Source organism: Frankia sp. CeRuru1 (assembly GCF_977966315.1).
In genome coordinates this window covers 1-15,072 of sequence record NZ_CDWWEW010000087.1, presented here as the reverse complement: position 1 = coordinate 15,072, position 15,072 = coordinate 1, and the positions used below count along the sequence as shown (strand labels likewise).

At 68.6% G+C, this 15,072-nt stretch carries 26 protein-coding genes and 1 pseudogene; 21 read left to right on the top strand and 6 right to left on the bottom strand.

The features are described 5' to 3' along the window. Positions 1-100 precede the first annotated feature (100 nt). Entirely contained in the window at positions 101-1,171 is a 1,071-nt protein-coding gene (locus tag AC08OP_RS09130) for a hypothetical protein (RefSeq protein WP_476613803.1), read from the bottom strand. A 132-nt stretch (positions 1,172-1,303) separates the two neighbouring features. Here AC08OP_RS09130 and AC08OP_RS09125 point away from each other — a divergent pair, with 132 nt between their 5' ends. From AC08OP_RS09125 to AC08OP_RS09030, 20 genes are all read left to right on the top strand, one after another. After that, positions 1,304-3,517, top strand: coding sequence for a hypothetical protein (locus AC08OP_RS09125; RefSeq protein WP_476613802.1), 2,214 nt, complete (start codon positions 1,304-1,306; stop codon positions 3,515-3,517). Between the two features lies 1 nt (position 3,518). Beyond that, positions 3,519-3,818, top strand: coding sequence for a YggT family protein (locus AC08OP_RS09120; RefSeq protein WP_476613801.1), 300 nt, complete (start codon positions 3,519-3,521; stop codon positions 3,816-3,818). Positions 3,819-3,871: 53 nt separating this feature from the next. Next, complete coding sequence (locus AC08OP_RS09115) at positions 3,872-4,117, top strand: hypothetical protein (RefSeq protein ID WP_476613800.1); 246 nt, start codon at positions 3,872-3,874, stop codon at positions 4,115-4,117. Positions 4,118-4,384: 267 nt separating this feature from the next. Continuing rightward, positions 4,385-4,708 (top strand): hypothetical protein, encoded by a 324-nt coding sequence (locus tag AC08OP_RS09110; protein ID WP_476613799.1) that lies wholly within the window; start codon positions 4,385-4,387, stop codon positions 4,706-4,708. 3 nt (positions 4,709-4,711) lie between these two features. Then, on the top strand, positions 4,712-4,951 hold the full coding sequence (locus AC08OP_RS09105; RefSeq protein ID WP_476613798.1) for a hypothetical protein: 240 nt from the start codon (positions 4,712-4,714) through the stop codon (positions 4,949-4,951). Between the two features lie 2 nt (positions 4,952-4,953). Next, on the top strand, positions 4,954-5,421 hold the full coding sequence (locus tag AC08OP_RS09100) for a hypothetical protein (protein ID WP_476613797.1): 468 nt from the start codon (positions 4,954-4,956) through the stop codon (positions 5,419-5,421). Further along, complete coding sequence (locus tag AC08OP_RS09095; RefSeq protein ID WP_476613796.1) at positions 5,421-5,561, top strand: hypothetical protein; 141 nt, start codon at positions 5,421-5,423, stop codon at positions 5,559-5,561. Before AC08OP_RS09100 ends, AC08OP_RS09095 begins: the two co-directional genes overlap by 1 nt. Then, positions 5,561-5,869, top strand: coding sequence for a hypothetical protein (locus tag AC08OP_RS09090; protein WP_476613795.1), 309 nt, complete (start codon positions 5,561-5,563; stop codon positions 5,867-5,869). Before AC08OP_RS09095 ends, AC08OP_RS09090 begins: the two co-directional genes overlap by 1 nt. 273 nt (positions 5,870-6,142) lie before the next feature. Beyond that, positions 6,143-6,319 (top strand): hypothetical protein, encoded by a 177-nt coding sequence (locus tag AC08OP_RS09085; RefSeq protein WP_476613794.1) that lies wholly within the window; start codon positions 6,143-6,145, stop codon positions 6,317-6,319. Positions 6,320-6,379: 60 nt separating this feature from the next. Further along, entirely contained in the window at positions 6,380-6,739 is a 360-nt protein-coding gene (locus AC08OP_RS09080; protein WP_476613793.1) for a hypothetical protein, read from the top strand. A gap of 619 nt (positions 6,740-7,358) precedes the next feature. Beyond that, positions 7,359-7,511, top strand: coding sequence for a hypothetical protein (locus AC08OP_RS09075; protein WP_476613792.1), 153 nt, complete (start codon positions 7,359-7,361; stop codon positions 7,509-7,511). Between the two features lie 5 nt (positions 7,512-7,516). Then, positions 7,517-7,708, top strand: a complete 192-nt coding sequence (locus tag AC08OP_RS09070) for a hypothetical protein (protein ID WP_476613791.1) — start codon at positions 7,517-7,519, stop codon at positions 7,706-7,708. A gap of 33 nt (positions 7,709-7,741) precedes the next feature. Continuing rightward, complete coding sequence (locus AC08OP_RS09065; RefSeq protein WP_476613790.1) at positions 7,742-8,176, top strand: NUDIX domain-containing protein; 435 nt, start codon at positions 7,742-7,744, stop codon at positions 8,174-8,176. Beyond that, positions 8,176-8,586 carry a hypothetical protein gene (locus AC08OP_RS09060; RefSeq protein WP_476613789.1) on the top strand — a complete coding sequence of 137 codons (411 nt, stop codon included), beginning with the start codon at positions 8,176-8,178 and terminating at the stop codon, positions 8,584-8,586. Before AC08OP_RS09065 ends, AC08OP_RS09060 begins: the two co-directional genes overlap by 1 nt. A 100-nt stretch (positions 8,587-8,686) precedes the next feature. Beyond that, positions 8,687-9,160 (top strand): hypothetical protein, encoded by a 474-nt coding sequence (locus AC08OP_RS09055; RefSeq protein WP_476613788.1) that lies wholly within the window; start codon positions 8,687-8,689, stop codon positions 9,158-9,160. Between the two features lie 19 nt (positions 9,161-9,179). Then, on the top strand, positions 9,180-9,485 hold the full coding sequence (locus tag AC08OP_RS09050; protein ID WP_476613787.1) for a hypothetical protein: 306 nt from the start codon (positions 9,180-9,182) through the stop codon (positions 9,483-9,485). A gap of 167 nt (positions 9,486-9,652) precedes the next feature. Then, the gene (locus tag AC08OP_RS09045) at positions 9,653-9,994 is read left to right on the top strand and encodes a hypothetical protein (protein WP_476613786.1); all 342 of its coding nucleotides are present in this window, start codon (positions 9,653-9,655) and stop codon (positions 9,992-9,994) included. Between the two features lie 218 nt (positions 9,995-10,212). Next, positions 10,213-10,995, top strand: coding sequence for a glycosyltransferase (locus AC08OP_RS09040; RefSeq protein WP_476613785.1), 783 nt, complete (start codon positions 10,213-10,215; stop codon positions 10,993-10,995). After that, positions 10,982-11,215: a hypothetical protein gene (locus tag AC08OP_RS09035; protein ID WP_476613784.1), complete on the top strand. Its 234-nt coding sequence runs from the start codon at positions 10,982-10,984 to the stop codon at positions 11,213-11,215. Before AC08OP_RS09040 ends, AC08OP_RS09035 begins: the two co-directional genes overlap by 14 nt. Then, positions 11,212-11,808, top strand: a complete 597-nt coding sequence (locus tag AC08OP_RS09030) for a glycosyltransferase family 2 protein (RefSeq protein ID WP_476613783.1) — start codon at positions 11,212-11,214, stop codon at positions 11,806-11,808. The genes AC08OP_RS09035 and AC08OP_RS09030 overlap by 4 nt, the downstream gene beginning before the upstream one ends. A gap of 10 nt (positions 11,809-11,818) precedes the next feature. On the opposite strand, the gene AC08OP_RS09025 is transcribed toward AC08OP_RS09030, so the two are convergent. The 4 genes from AC08OP_RS09025 to AC08OP_RS09010 form a co-directional block, all read right to left on the bottom strand. Next, positions 11,819-12,835: a hypothetical protein gene (locus tag AC08OP_RS09025; protein WP_476613782.1), complete on the bottom strand. Its 1,017-nt coding sequence runs from the start codon at positions 12,833-12,835 to the stop codon at positions 11,819-11,821. Positions 12,836-13,103: 268 nt separating this feature from the next. Beyond that, positions 13,104-13,412, bottom strand: a complete 309-nt coding sequence (locus AC08OP_RS09020; protein ID WP_476613781.1) for a hypothetical protein — start codon at positions 13,410-13,412, stop codon at positions 13,104-13,106. Continuing rightward, positions 13,409-13,678 carry a hypothetical protein gene (locus AC08OP_RS09015; protein ID WP_476613780.1) on the bottom strand — a complete coding sequence of 90 codons (270 nt, stop codon included), beginning with the start codon at positions 13,676-13,678 and terminating at the stop codon, positions 13,409-13,411. The genes AC08OP_RS09020 and AC08OP_RS09015 overlap by 4 nt, the downstream gene beginning before the upstream one ends. 35 nt (positions 13,679-13,713) lie before the next feature. Beyond that, on the bottom strand, positions 13,714-14,157 hold the full coding sequence (locus AC08OP_RS09010; RefSeq protein WP_476613779.1) for a hypothetical protein: 444 nt from the start codon (positions 14,155-14,157) through the stop codon (positions 13,714-13,716). Between the two features lie 180 nt (positions 14,158-14,337). Between AC08OP_RS09010 and AC08OP_RS09005 the strand changes: the two genes are divergently transcribed. Further along, a complete protein-coding gene (locus AC08OP_RS09005) occupies positions 14,338-14,616 on the top strand; it encodes a hypothetical protein (protein WP_476613778.1) in 279 nt (92 codons plus the stop codon). Positions 14,617-14,877: 261 nt separating this feature from the next. Here AC08OP_RS09005 and AC08OP_RS09000 read toward each other — a convergent pair. Next, a pseudogene (locus AC08OP_RS09000) lies at positions 14,878-15,072 on the bottom strand (ISAs1 family transposase); the annotation flags it as partial.

Sequence of the window (15,072 nt, the reverse complement as noted above, 5' to 3'; positions counted from 1 at the left end):
CCACCCCGCACGCTGGCGGGGCGGCCGGGTGGGCGGCCAGAACGGCGGTTCGGTCTCGTCGCGGTCGTCCTGGCCAATCGAGGGCTGGCAGGGATGCCGTTCATGAGGTCATCCCAAGCCCGGTCAGCTCCGTCTCGTTCGAGGAGGCGACCCGGTAGCGCACGGCCTTGCCGCGCACTCCCTTGCCGTCGCTGACGATGCCCGGCGCCAGCCGGTCGAGCTCGCGCCGAGCGCGTTCGACGTCGTCGGGCTCACCGCGGCCGTACTTCCACGCCGCGACCTCGGCCGCGGTGACGCCGTCCGGGCTTCCGGCGACGAACTCCAGCACGCTGCGTGGCGCCAGAGCGTCCTCGACGCTGGCGGCGTCAACCTCGATCCCGCGTCCCAGTAGCCACAGCTGGGCCTCGAAGGGGTCATGGGTGCCGATCCGGTCGAACGCGATCCGCAGGGCGTCCGGGCCGGTGATCTGGCGCAGGAGAACGGTCTCCCGGTAGATGTCGATGGCTATCTTGGGATCAGTGATCCCCTCCCGCTGGGAAACCCGCCACGCGCCCAGGGTCTCCCTAGTTGCCACGCCGGGCCGCCATCGCTTACCGAAGTCCTTGAGTTTGAGCCCCTGGAATCGCAGTCCGGCATCTATGCGTCGCCACCGCCGCAAGAATGCGAGGGTTATCTCCAAGAGCGCTGGGCCGGAGATCGACATGATCGGGAAGAAAAATTCATCCCACTTCGCGCCGGTGGTCGTCCCGTAGCCGTAGTTGATGCCTGCGCTGACCAGGGCGATGGACCAGGCAACGACGTGGAAGGCTCCGCCGTGCTCCCCTCGGAGTGCGGCGATGGTAACCATCCCGACCCCCACCACGGCGGTGGCGTCGAGGGCAACAATCGGTAGCCAGGCGACCCAGATCGCGAGCCCGAGGCCGTCGATTTTTGCGTGAGCCCACTCGAATAGGTGGATACCGGACAGCGCCGTCGGGGTGACGATGACGACCGCGAGGGCCACGGCGACAGCTCGCCACAGCTTCTCCGTCATCGACAGCGCCGGGCCCCTCCTGGCTTTCTTGCCGACGACGCCTTCCGCCGTGGTCATGACCGTAGGCTCCCGTAGTCCTACGTCCTTCTCATCCGCCACGGCCGCGAGGGCCGGGCCGGTGCCGTTGGTGCCGCTCATGCTCTGCCCTTCCTGGCTGTTCGGTTCTGTCACCGCCATCTTCACATTTCCATTTTACATCACTCGTAGGCGTGTGTAGGCTTGTATGCATGACACGCCAACGGCACCGGCCACAGGGATGGGGGGACACGCATGGGATCGGCTAAGCAGCACCCGGCCAAGCGTCGGCCCCTCTCGGCGTACGAGAACGGCGACCCGCGCAAGTGGGTCGCCGGTACTTGGCGCCTAACCCTCGGGACGGCTCGCGTCACAGCCACTGGGCGACGGCGCTGGCAGTCCTGGGGGGACATCGCAACACCCGTAGCCGGTGCCGGCTCCCTCTACGTGCTGTCCGCCCTTGGGGCGGATCCCCTTGGCCCGCTCGGGCCCGGGGTCGAGTCCGACCTGCTTGACTTCAGTTCGCCCTGGCGCCTCACGGTCGCCGCGACCGGCCTGACGGTCGCGGGGCTCTACCAGCGCTCCGACGGCGCCCAGGGGCGTCGCGAGCGTCGGGCAGTCGAGAAGGCGTTCACAAAGCTCGGCCTCGGCGAGCCCCCGACGCTGCTGCATCCCGAGGGCAGGCCGGTACGGGTCGAGATGCCCGAGCCCACGAAGGCCGGCTCGCGCCTGGTCATGAAGATTCCGGATGGCCTCTCGGAAGAAGTCATGATGCGTCTGGCCCAGACGCTGTCCGGGCTCCTGCGCGGACGGGTCTCGGTGCGCCCGGTCTCGCCGCCGCCGAGTGCTGGCAAGCGCGTCATGACGAGGACGGTCGCGGTCGCTCGGCGAGCGACCCCGGGCGTGCCGAACGAGCCGGCTTCGGTCGCCAAGCAGCTCCTGTCCTACGGGCACGTAGAGCTGAACATCCGTCGTCGCGAGACCCTCGGTGAGACCGTGGTGTGGGAGCACCTGGCCGAGATCCGGGACCCGAATTTTGCGGGCCGTTCCGTTGCCGACCCATGGCATGTCGGCAACGACGAGAACGGAGAACCGGTACGCCAGACGGTTTTCCAGAAGAACAAGCTCTCCGGTGGGGAGCAAGGGTCAGGAAAGTCGACCGCTGAGCATGTCGACATCGCTGCCGTCAGTCTCGACCAGGCGGCCCGAATGTTCTTTATCGACCCGAGTGGTGGCGCCGAGTTCGGCTTCTGGGCGCCCCTCGCGGAGGGCGGCGAGGCCGGCACTGCCTGGACCGCTATCGATGCGCTACTTCTTCTGCGACGTCTGCACGCGGAGGGTATGGCGACGCTGGAGGCGATGGCCGGATTGGCGGACGCCCGCGAGGCGGCCGGTCTCCCGCGTGCCAACGTCACCAGGGGAGAAGCGACCACGTGGATCTTCATTGATGAGCTGTTGGCGCTGACCAAGCATCCAAACAAAGACATCGCGAACGAGTTCGCGTTCCTACTCTTCGACATCATCGGCCGGTTGCGCAAGGTTGGCTACCACCTGGTGTGCTCAACCCTTAAGCCGTCCGGGGACGTCATCCCGACGTTCATCCGGGACCTGATCTCCCTCAAGCAGGTTTTCCGCTGCACGACGGTGGAAGCCTCCACCGCGGTTCTGGGCGACAAGGCCTGGGCGCAGCTCGGCTATGGTGGCCACAAGATCGAGATGGGGTCGCCGCAAGGCATCAACTACCTACTCGCCACCGAGAGCTACCCAGTACGTATGCGCAGCGCGTTCATCAACGACAAGCGCCGGCCCGGGGAACCAATGTCCGAGCGGGTCGAGGTGCTCAACGCCGCCCTGCGGCTGCGCGGATTGCCGGAGCGGACCGAGGTCGAGATGCTGGAGGCACCGAGTGCCGAGATTCTCGCGACGCTCGACCCGTCTCGGGTAGTGCTTGATGCGATCGAGGCGGTTCCGCAACAGCGCGCCGTGCTCACGAAGTCCACCCCCGAGATCGCCCCCGCTCCGGCGCCGAAGTCATCCGCTTCGGCGGCCAGGTCCGCCGCCAAGGCTCCGGCCGTCCAACCCATCGCGGGCTCTGGCCTGGACCCCGAGCTCATCGCCTCGGCTATCATGATCGTCGTCACGACCCAGGTCGCCACCTCCAAGCTCCTGGAGGCCAAACTCGGCACCGACTGGGACGAGACCTCGATGCTCTTGGCCGAGCTGGAGGAGCGCGGTGTTATCGCCACGGCCGAGGAGTCCGGCTCCTGGAGCGTTCTGGTGCCAGCCGAGGGGCTGGAGGACGTCCTGGCAAACGGCGGCCGACGTGCGGAGAAGTCCGCAGCGAACGAACCCGACCCCGGCGTGGCCGAGCGGGACTTCGTGAAGCGCCGCAAGCGTCGCCGCAACCGCCCCGCCCCCGATCGCGAGCCCGTGGGGGCCGCCGCGAGTTCCTCTGAGAACGGAGACTGACGTGCACATCGCCGCTCTTGTCGCCGGCATCGCACTGGCGACCTATGTCGGACTCCTCGTGATCCGCTGGGGCATCGACCTACTCGCCCGCCTGCGGGTACTGGCCAAGGTCCTGGAATCCAAGCACCGGATGGTCGCGCTCGGACTGGAGCTCGTCTACACGACCACGGATCCGGCGCTCAAGCCCCTGCGTAAGCGCATTCCGCCGCTAAGGCTCGGCTCGGTCGCGTTTGACATGAGTTTCGTCCTGCTGATCATCCTGATTTCGATCGCGAACGCCGGCCTGGGCAAGGTCGGCTGATGTTCGCCCGACACCCCCGACCCCGGCATCTTGGCTACGTGAAAGAGCTCCCTGTGACCGCGGACCCCGCGATCGTCCTCGACCTTGGCGCGCTGCGCGAGGAGGCCCTTGCTGATGCGCGGACGGTCTTTTTTGACCGCGAGCGCATCGACCTCTTCCTCGAGATCGCGGTGTCGGTGGAGCCTGACGATCGGGCGCCGATCCTGCGCGAGGTGATCGATGCCGTTCGTCGGAACCTGTCCCGCGGTAACCGTGCGCGCTACCTTGCGGCGGTCATCGCCGTAGCCCGAAAGCAGTAGGCCAAACTTTACGGAAAGGATGCTCATGACTTTGTCGCCAACCGGGAATCTGGCAGGGCGCGCCGAGCGGTCTTACCTTCAGCGTCAGCAGTCGTTTCGCGGTGGGTCCTGATGACCAGGAAGAAGCGGCGCCCCGCTTGCAAAAGCTGTGGGAGAACCATCAAGGTCGGGACGTTCTCGCGGCTGATCGGCCGCGACGAGCCCGAGCACTGCTGGAAATGCTTTACTCGCCTCGCGCCCGTCCGAGACCGTGAGGAGCCCGGCACGATGCGGGTCGCGCCCTGGACGGACCTGACGCCGATGCTCCGGACCGGCCGGATCGACAGCCCGCACGGCAAGCCGCTTCGCCCGGACCAGATCGCCGAACGGGCGGCCCGCCTGGCCCGCCTAAACTACCCGACCCCAGAGGAGCGGGAGGCCGACCGCCGAGCCGCGGTCCTCGCGATGCGAGGGCCTTCGAACCTGCCGGCCATTCAGAACATGCTCGCCGGCCTGCGCGCCGCCGGTCCCGAGGACGACGGAATGCCGAAGCCCGACGGCGGCGGCTCCTGGTCCGAGGTCGACCCCGCCGAACCCATTCGCGAGGTATGAATCATGAGCGAGTACTACCAGCCTCACGAGGTCGTGCGGTCCGACCTGGTCGACATGGCTTTCCGTACTGCCCAGTGGGCCGAAGAGGTGGCCGAAGCTCTCGGCTCCGGCCGCGTCGCGGCCGAGGCGTCCTCGGCCGCGATTGGCCACGCCCTCGGATGCGCCGCCGCGTCCCAGGCGTACAGCGCCCTGCTCGCCGCCTCCCGGCCCGGCGACTTCGCCGACGACGACTCGGAGGGGTGAAGATGCCGCACAGATCCGTGCATACCTACTTCGGCCTGTCGTACGCCAGCTACCAGGTCGTGCCCCGCGTGCTCGCGGAGGCCATGCCGACCGACTGGCAGGCCCGGTTTGTCGAGGTCATGGAAGAACTCGACGCCGCCTTCGCGGGCATTGACACCCCGCCCGGCTACGAGATCAAGCCGGCCGACTGGACATATGCGAGCGAACTCGACGAGGCGCAGCAGAAGCTGACGGGCATCTCAGTCGAGTTTGACTCCGGACGCGACAGCACCGTCTACCGTGACCGCGACGGCAGTGAACTGGAGGGTTACCAGTACATCGCGGTGCCGGTCCCGAACCCCCTGCCTCCTTACGGCTCGGTCGCTGCTCGTCGGATCATGCCCGACCTCGCGGCGATCGAGGCCGTGCGGCATGCGCGAAGCGACCAGGGCGAGTTCGTGGCCCGATGGTCGGCTGCGGGGTGGTCGTGATGTTCTGGGCTGCGCTGCTTGCCCTGGTGGCGTCGCTCGCCTCCGAGGTCTCGCTGGCGGCCGGTGCTCTGGCCTTCGTGGCTGGGGTGGTGGCCAGAGGAACCACGGTGTTCCGCCGGGTGCCCTGGAGGGGGCGGTGATGAGCCCGAGTCCGCGCGACGTCGCGCACATCATCGGCACCTCGATCCTGGCGCCGTTCGTCTCTCCGGTCCTCCCGGACGGTTCGGGCGACGACCAGGATCTACGGCGGCAGGTCCGTGGGGCGGCCCGCGGTGACGACCAGCGACTGTTCCCCTTGGTCGCGGCATCTGCCGCGATCGCGGCGGCCCGCGACTGGCGGGCCGGGGAACCCGTGGTCGAGCTGGAGGAGCTCGATGCCCCCGAGCCGCGTGAAGAACTCGAAGCCAGGCCCGGGACAGGCTGGCTCCCGGGCTACCCGACGCCCTGACACCGACACAAGTAATCAAGGAGGACTTCATGACACGGAAGCACTACTACTAGATGAACTACGGTTTCCAGACTCCGGATGGCCTTCATGGTGAAGGCGCAACCGAACTTTGGCTCCGGAATCCGGTTACGACCAGAGGTCAGGTGGGTGAAATGGGCGACCACATTTCTAAGGTCGCGTTCGGGGCCAGACTGATGTGATTGTCCACAGCTTCACGTTCCTGCGTGAGGAGTCGGACGAGTAAAAACGAGCCGAGGAACCAGGGGAGCCGATATGGCCAAACGGCGTGAGTATGTACTGTCCATGCCCCATGACGCGGACCTGTATGGCTACGGAGGCCCGGATGACGTGATGCGGGCACTCGAGTACGGAACCGGGATGTACGGGCAGATCCAGGTCAGCCCGATAACCGCATCCCGGGACTCCGAGGCATCCGAGGAGGGGCTGTAACCGATGGAAGAGAAAGAGAACGGGAAAGGAGCAGGAAGTGAAGAAGAAGGTGGAACGGCCGTGAGGGGTCGGCGTTCGGCCGCGGATCTGGCCGGGAGGCTCTGGGAGACGGATCTGGACTGCCAGACCGGCAACGAGCAGGCATGGGCAACCGGACGCCACCCGAGTCTGAGTCGCGCCGGGTGGCGGGCCGCAGGGTTGGACCGGGACCTGGGCCGGCTTCGTAACCGGCTGCGCAGCCAGGCGGGTGATCTCGCCGAGATTGAACTTGCATCGCTCGCCGAGATGGACGAGTCGGATGCAGTAACGGCCGCCGCAGCGTTGCGGGTCCTCGAATCCGACGCGCATCTGTACGACGCGGAAAGCCTTCAGCCGGGCGTGGAGCTTCCCGCGGTCGGCGTGTATGCGAGGAGGCCGTGATGGGTCTACCTGCCCAGGGTGGGTTCGTCCTGGCCGCAAGGTCTCCCCGTTCCGCGCGGCGAAGGAATTCCGAGTGGCAGACGACGACAAGAGTAAGGACGGAGAAAAGCCCCATGGCCGACCACGACGAGACTCAGCGGCTGCATGCCCAACTGAGAGAAGACGAAAAGCTCGCGCTCTCAGAGCGGGACACTGAACCGTGGGACTACCCCGGCGCGGTCGATACCAGCGCCCTCGCGAGTGCCCAGCGCCGCCGGAACCGCACCCGTCCAGGGCAGGCCCGCTGACCCTGGGGCACATCGGCGGCCGGACAGACGGGCCAGCGCCGGGCGGGAAACGTCCCTGTCCCACGTCCCACCCCCACCGGGCACCCGTCCAGGGCAGGCACGCTGCAAGGTGACCGCCGTCGCGGCGAACACGCCGACGCTTGGCGCAATCATTGGGATGCAGGGCGATGTACGGGTGAGCCTTCTGGCATCGGCGCTGGCGTTGGCTGACCGGGGGATGGTCGTGTTCCCCCTCATGGCCGCTGACAGACCCCATTCCGAAACCGGCGGGGAGCCTCACCGCTTCCCGCCGGATAACTCCCTACCCGCCGCCCTCGAAGGAGAGACATCTCATGGCGAAACGCGGATGGCTATTCACCGTCCGGACGAAGGACGGCAGCCCCGTCCCCGGCGGGCCGCTTATCAACCCGACCGGCGCCGACCAGGTGACGATCACCACCTGGTCCCAGCGCCGCCACACCCTGCTCACCCCCGAGGAGGACTGACACCCATGCGCCTACGCCCCATCCGCAGGGTCTCGCAGCGCGAGGCCGCTTCCGCCCGAGCCGACGGCCTGACGACCCTCGCCGACGTCCTGCAGGAGAACGACCGCGAGCACGCCGCCGGTTGCCACAGCCCGCTGTGCCGCGGCGGCTGCGCCGAGGTCACCCGCATCCGCTGGACCGCCGCCGGCTGGCGGTAACCCCCCGCCTCCACTAACCAGAGAGGATGATCAATGTCTGACGAGACCCGCGAGACGGCGCGGCTGACCGCCGACGTGGTCGCCCTGTCCGACCGCGGCGGCGTGCTGCACGTGTTGCTGATCCGCCGCGGCTGGTCGCCCTACGCCGGGGTGTGGGCGCTACCCGGCGGCCATGTGGACGCCGGGGAGCGCCCCGAGGACGCCGCCCGCCGCGAGCTGGTCGAGGAGACCGGGCTGGCCGTCGTCGACCTGCGCCTGGTCGGGGTGTACGCCGAGCCGGGCCGCGACCCGCGTGGCCGGTACGTCACCTGGGCCTACCGGGCCCGGATGGCCGGCACGCCCGCGCCGACTGCCGGCGACGATGCTGACGTCGCCCAGTGGGTGCCGGTCGAACACGCCCTGGGCGAGGGCCTGGCTTTCGACCATCAACAGATCGTTGCCGACGCTCTTTCTGCGACCCGTTTCTGATGGCCGTCGGCGCCTGCCTCTCCTGCTGCGGGGCCTTCGTGCCCTCGGGCGCGTGGCACCTCGACAACGACGGGTCCGCGATGCGGAACACGGCATGCTCGTGTGGCCGGATGCAGTCGGCGCAATACGCCGACTGGACCGACGCCGTCTTCGGCGACCAGGACCCGTATTCCACGAAGCTCGTGGATCGGTCACTGCGGATCGGCCCTGAGGGCCGCGACGTCTGCGTGGTGGCGACCGAGGGGCCGGAACCACGCTTCCTCGACCTCCCGACCTTGCGGGAGCACTGGACGCGCGAGCCGTATCTGCGTGCCGACGAGGGCGGTCCATTTACCCCGGACTCCGAGGGAGACGACCTCGCGCCAGCCAGCCACTTCTACATGTTCAACATCCCGGAGCCGCGGCCATGAACATGAAGTTGTTCGGCAGTCGGGCCAAGACGCTGCGGCGCGTCATCCAGTGCCAGGCGTGTCGCTACGCGGCCACACTGGGTCATGTGGTGGAGGGGTGATGGCGAGACTTTCGTCCGCTTACCGCGCCTACCACAACGGTCCCGGGTGGCGCGCGGCGAAGGCGCGTTACTGGCAGCACCGGTTCACCCTGAAGAGCTGCGTGGTGTGCGGTGCTCGCCGCAGCGAACGCCCGCTGGACATGCACGAGCTGCTCTACCGCACCCGCGGTGCGGGACGAAACAAGGTGATGATCGACCCGCCGTGGTGGGGGATCGTCCCGGCCTGCGCGCACCCCTGCCACCGCTGGCTGATCACGCCGCTCTCGCGCTATCGCTGGATCCGCTGGATCCTGCTCGCCGCCCTGTTCGGCCTGGCGGTCTGGGCGGGCTCATCGATCCTGTGGACCGCCGTCGCAGTCGGCGCGGTCCTGGCGCTGCCGCGGATCCCCGAGACAACGCTGCTGCTGTTCCTGCTCGGGCTCCCGTTCCGGATGATTCGAGCTCTCGCTCGGAGGGGGCGCCGGAGAACATGAAATCGATCAAGGAGGAGTTGTGATCGGCGATTTCGCGATCGCGTACCTGCGGCGCCGGGGGCGGACCGACCTGGCCGCCGCGAGTACGCTGCCCCGCGGAACGGGTGGGCGCATCGCCCGCGCGGCCGGGCGGACCGGCCGGGTTGCGGCCCGGGTCGGGCCCGTGCTGCTCGCCGCGGTACTGGAGGAGGTCGAGCGGGGGAACCGTCTGTCGCCGGCATCGGCTCGCCTGTCTGAACGGCGCCGCGCTGGCGAAGTTCTCTGGCTGGTCCTGGACCTCGCGCACGCCCGTCGGCGGCGCACGCCCGCCGACGGGGCGGCATGACGACCCTGGCCGCCGCGTCTGGCCAGCGTCGCGTCCGTGATCCGGACAGCGACCTTGTGGTCGTGGTCGGGGGTGTCCCGGTACGGTTTCGTCGTGGCACTCCGGCCCTACACCATCACACCCCTACACCTCCGCCTACACGCCACCGCTGCCCGTGGAGGTGCGTCGTGACGCCCAAAGGTGCCAGGATCGCCGCGGGGCCGGGGGAGCCCGCGGAGCCCCCGGGCGCTGCCTGTCGCGGGGGCAAACGGCGGGTGTTTGCCGAACCAGTCGCGGCCTGGATCGGGGCCGGGACGGACAGGTGGTGGCGGGTGCGCCTGGAGGGCATTCCGCCGGCTGGGCCGGACACCAGCGCAGACCGGCGCCGGACCCTGACGGCGATCCGTAACGCCTGGATGCGGGAGATCCGCCGTCAGAAGGAGGCCGGCGTACTTGTGGGGGAGTACACCTCGCAGATCGTCACGGAGGACGATGGTACGGAGTTCCTCACGTGGGGTCCCGCTTTCTAGCGGCCATTGGCGCGCCTGCCACATTGTGGTGATAGATATCGCTACTCTCGCGGTCCGTGAGGATCTTCGGATGGGCGGCGGACGGCTCGGCCTGCGGGTACTACCGCCTTGGACTCCCTCTCACGGCACTGCGAGCCCTTGGGTACACCACCCATGTTTCGACGGTTCTACGCCCCGAATGGGCCGACGCTGACGTCATCGTGGGGCAACGAGTCTGCATGCCGGGGCCGTCGCAGACCTGGCAGCGCATGGCGACCGAGGGGCGGACGCTTGTCTACGAGATCGACGACGACCTGTTCCACGTCCACCCCACCAACCGGTCCGCAGCGGCGGTTTTCTCCCGGCTCGACGTCCAGGAGCGCATCCGGGCCAACGCGGCGGCGGCTTCGCTCGTCACCGTGACGACCGAGCCGCTCGCCGCGGTGATGCGCAAGCACAACCCGAACGTGGCCGTCCTACCCAACTGCGTCCCCGAGGCGCTGTTGACCCGCGACCGGCCGCGCCGCGCGCAAACCACCGTCGGGTGGGCGGGCTCGGCTACCCACGAGATGGATCTCGCAGAGGTCGCCGGCCCGCTGCGGCAGTTCCTGCGCCGCAATCCTGAGGCGGCCTGCCACCTGATGGGCACCGATTACCGGTCGAGGATGCACCTGCCAGCCGGTCGCGCCCGGTTCACTCCGTGGGTCGGGTCGGTCGCAGACTACCACCGGATGATCGACTTCGACGTCGGGCTCGCGCCGTTACGGCACCTGGAACTCGCGTCTCTCGGTATCCCGGTTGTGGCCAGTGACTACGGCCCGTACACCGATTTCGTCCGCGACGGCGAGACCGGGTTCCTCATCCGCCGCGACCACGAGCGGGGTCTCCGGTTGCGTGACTTCGTCGCGGACCCCGCGATGCGAGAGGAGATGGGCATCAAGGCCCGCGCGCTCGCCGCCGGCTACACCGTCGAGGGGAACGTGGCGGCGTGGGAGGGCGCCTACCGCCGTGCCCGGTCCTGACGACCGGCCAACGCCAGCACGGTGGCGACGCGGGCGGCGTACGCCCGTACCGCCACCCGGATCGGACCGTGACATCTACCGGGCCGCGCTGCACCTCGCCTGCGGGGCCCACGGGCTCGGGGTCGGACCGGCCGACCTCACCGAGGCGCTCCAGATGCTCGGGCTTGACCACGAGAACATCCGGGACGGCCGGGAGGAGCTGGAGATGAGGCGACCGTGAGTGCCGGCGTCACGATGGTGATCCCCACGACGCCGTTCCGGCCGCGGCGCTACCTCGCCCGTGCGGTGGCCTCCGTCATGGCCCAGACGACGCTGCCGTCCGCCGCGCTGGTCGAGCTCGACCGGGACGGCGCGGGGCCGGGGCCGACCCGCCAGCGCGGTCTCAATACGGTCACCACCGAGTACGTCGCATTCCTCGACGGTGACGACGAGCTGCTGCCGCGCCACATCGAGACCTGTCTCGCCGCCGCACTGCGTACCGGCGCTGACCTGATCTATCCGGCGTGCCTGCGGGTCCATGAGGCGACCGGCAACGTCGACGTCGACCCGTTCGAGGTGCTGGGGCAGCCGTTCAGCCCGGATCGGCTACGGCGCGGCAACCACATCCCGATCACCGTACTGGCGCGGGCCGGGTCTCTGCGGGACGCCGGAGGATTCCTGGGGAACCCTTGTACCAGCTCCAGCTCGCGCGAGGATCGGGGACTGTGGCTGCGCCTGCTCGATGCGGGCGGGATTTTCGCTCCAGTAGACGAGGTGACGTGGCGCTACCACGTCCACGGCGGCAACTACGGTGGGCGCCGCACGAGCGGGTAGCGCCACCCCGTCAGGCCGCGAAGCCCCACTCCCGCGTCTGGCCGACCAGATCCCGGAACTCGCCGGGCGCCTGCCGCTCCAACTTCGCGACCGTCCGGACCGCCCAGGCGGACGGGCGAGCCCCGGCAGCCATCACCCCGTCGTGCGCCCAGATCTGCGCCTCGTTCACGTTCCCGACCCCGACCGCGGCGCTGGCCCGCAGGAGTGAGACGAACGCCCGTAGACCGGCTGGCGAGGATTCGTCCAGGAGGCTCGCGGCCTCCTGGAGGCGCGGCGCGGCCTCGTCATGCATTCCGGCCGCGACAAGTGCCCCTCCGCCGTAGATCTTCAGATTCAGCGGATGGTAGGTCCCCAGTGGGTAGCCGGGGGACCCCCAGGCGTGGGATGAGAGTCTGGCGTGCGCCTCCTCGGCGGCCGTGACGGCGTCCAGAGCCGTGTAGGCGTCTCCGATGCTCGCAGCGGCCATCGCCTCCTCGAGCAGCGCCCCGACTCCCGACGGAGAACCGCCCGCCAGCGACCGGGCGCGACGTGCCGCACGCAGCGCATCCTGATGGCGATTGAGCTGCCGCAACGCCCCCGCCACGACCCCCAGCGCGTGCCCGGCCGTCTGGGCGTCGCCCGTCTCGACCGCCAGCGAGCTGGCGAGATGCGCGGTCCGAGACGCCCGGGCGTGGTCGCCCGCCTGTGTCGAGGCAGTGGCATGCATGGTCATGACGCCACCGTAGATCGCCTTGACATCCTGAAGCCGTCTGGTCGAAAGTCCGCCGGTCAGGAGCGCCGCCAGGTTGCGTTCGGCGCCCTTGAGTGCCGTCGTCGCCTTGCGCGGGTCGAGGGTGTAGTAGGACTCGGCGAGGGCCTGGATCGTCCGGCCGACTGATTCGATCATCACGATCGGGACGTCTGTCCGCGGCATCACCGGGATTCCCGCCTCGATAGCGGCAGCGCCCGTGACGCCGGCCAGGAGTAGGTGCGCGAGGCGGCGGCGATCGATCGGAAAAGGGGCAGGTTGGGGCAGGGCATGGTCCATCGGGCTGTCCTCCGCAGGTTGGCCGTCGGACCGAGTGTCGCCGGAAACGGGGGAAAGGTCGACCCTCCGTGGTCTCTCCGCATGGCGCGATACTCCACCAAGCGAAAGCACCCTGTCACGCATTCGTGCCACAAGGAGACGACGCCCCGCGCGCTGACCTGCGGAGGACCACGGGCGCGGGGCGTCGAATTCCAGCGTACGACTCTGGCCGGCTGGTTACGCAGTGATCGTCATGTCCGCGTGATGCGGCAGCTCTATGGACCGGCCGTCACCGAGGTCGGTCCGGACCTGTTCCACTGCCCCGACAGCTCCGCCGCGGACGACGTAGGCCCGAAGCGTCCTCGGGATCGGTGACGTCGTGGCGTTTGAACCACGCCGAGACCACGATGCCGCCCGCGGCGTAGAACGTCGCCATACCCGGGTCGTCGGACCACCAGGCCCCGAAGGATGTCCAGCCGTCCTGTGCCATCTCGGTAAACAGGTCCTCGGTAGTGGCATAGGCCCGGCCGTGTTGGTCGCAACCCGAGTAGTCGCTGACGCCGCGGTACAGTAGCACCGCGTCTGCGCGGTTTCTCACAGGGGGTCGTCGTCGGAGAACAGGACGATCGGCCGCCCCGGACGCTCCGGGAGGCGCGTGCAGCGACCGACGTACTCGACCTCTGGAACGCTGCTGGGGGGGAACTCGCCGACGCCCCCGTACTGGACGTAGCCGAACTCCTGGCCGCGGCAGATCTCTTCCTGGCCACGGAGGATGAAGATGTCGCCTGAGTGCAGGTCCCGAGTCGAGACCATCTGGCCGTTGCGGCCAAAGACCTCGTCGATCTGGGTGGGCTCCCGCCGCATGGTGTACCTCCTGGAAAAGGGGTTGGTGCTGGCGCCTATGCCCACGTGACCGTCAGCCCGTAGGCGTGGGCGGTTTCGGCAAGGCCGTGGAGTCGGGCCAGGGTGTCCTGGAGGTAACCAGCGCGTCGTCCGCAGTCCACCCAGCGAGCGCCCCGCGAGCCGCGTGACTCGACGTCCGGCAGCCCCTCGTCATGAGGGGAGAGCTCCAGAGCGACGAGAACGCGGCCGATGAAGAGTCCCGCGCTTGCCTCGCCGACGGCGTTGTCGAAGGGCTCGAAGGGGTCGCGGGCCAGTCCGCTGACGCCGGTGGGGTAGCCGAGCGCGTCAAGGACCGCGCAGGCGTTGGCATTATTGACCTCGACCGGTTCGATGGGGGCGGCGTAGATCTCCTCCAGGATGCCGCCCTCGTAGGCGATGCAGGTTGAGTCGGTGCAGGTCGCGGCGTGCTCCCGCTCGATCCGAAGGATCGGGGTGCCCATCGGTCAGGTGCGCAAATCGCGCCGTTGCCCGTCGCAGCAGACCATTCGGTAGCCGGTGACGGCGGCGGTGGCGGTGAAGGTGACGCCCACTGCGACCTCCTGGGATCTTATCCTGCGCTGACTTCTCGATTGTAAATGGCCATGTGAAGAATCGTCAAATGGCCATGTTAAGATGGGGTCGTGGCCGAACCCGACGACGAGCTATCCAGACTGATAGGAGCGGTCCATGCCGCGCGAGAGCGCGAGGAGGCCGCACGCCAGGAAGCTCACCTGGACTACTGCCGGGCCATCCGGCGGCTCGTTCAATACGAGGAGCTCCATCGGGGGAATCGGGGCGCCCAGTCCCGTGTGGCCCGCCACCTCGGGATGTCGGCCCAGAACGTGACCGCCATGCTCAAGCAGCTTCGGCAGGTTGAACTCGCGTCACCCGGGACCGAGCCGTCGCCCATCGGGGTATAAGATGGGAGGATCGTCTGCCCTATGGGCACTCCACTTTCCGGCTGCGGGCCGCACTGCGAGACACGCCCCGGTGGCCTCACTCGTCACCACCATTGCCCCGAGTGCCACCCGGGCGACAGCGAGTTCTTTGTACCTGAGGCTCCCGTGCCCGGCGCGGCCCCGTGGGTACTTCCCGTCGTCGGGAGTCTCGTGGGCCTCGGCTGCCTCACCGCCGTAACGCTCAGCCAGGGCTCCGGCGTGATCGCGGTCTGACCGGTTTTGTCAGGGAAAGCCGTGGAGATCGAGTGCGGCGGTCGGGGTGGTGTGGTCACGGCGGCCGGGTGGGATGAACCGGTATCCCGCCCGACGCAGCCTGTTGATCACAGCGGAGCGGAGGGTCGCGAGGTTGGCCGGGATGTTGCCGGTGCGCAGGGTCGAGGCATCCTCGCCGAACGACACGTCACGGACGTAGTGGAC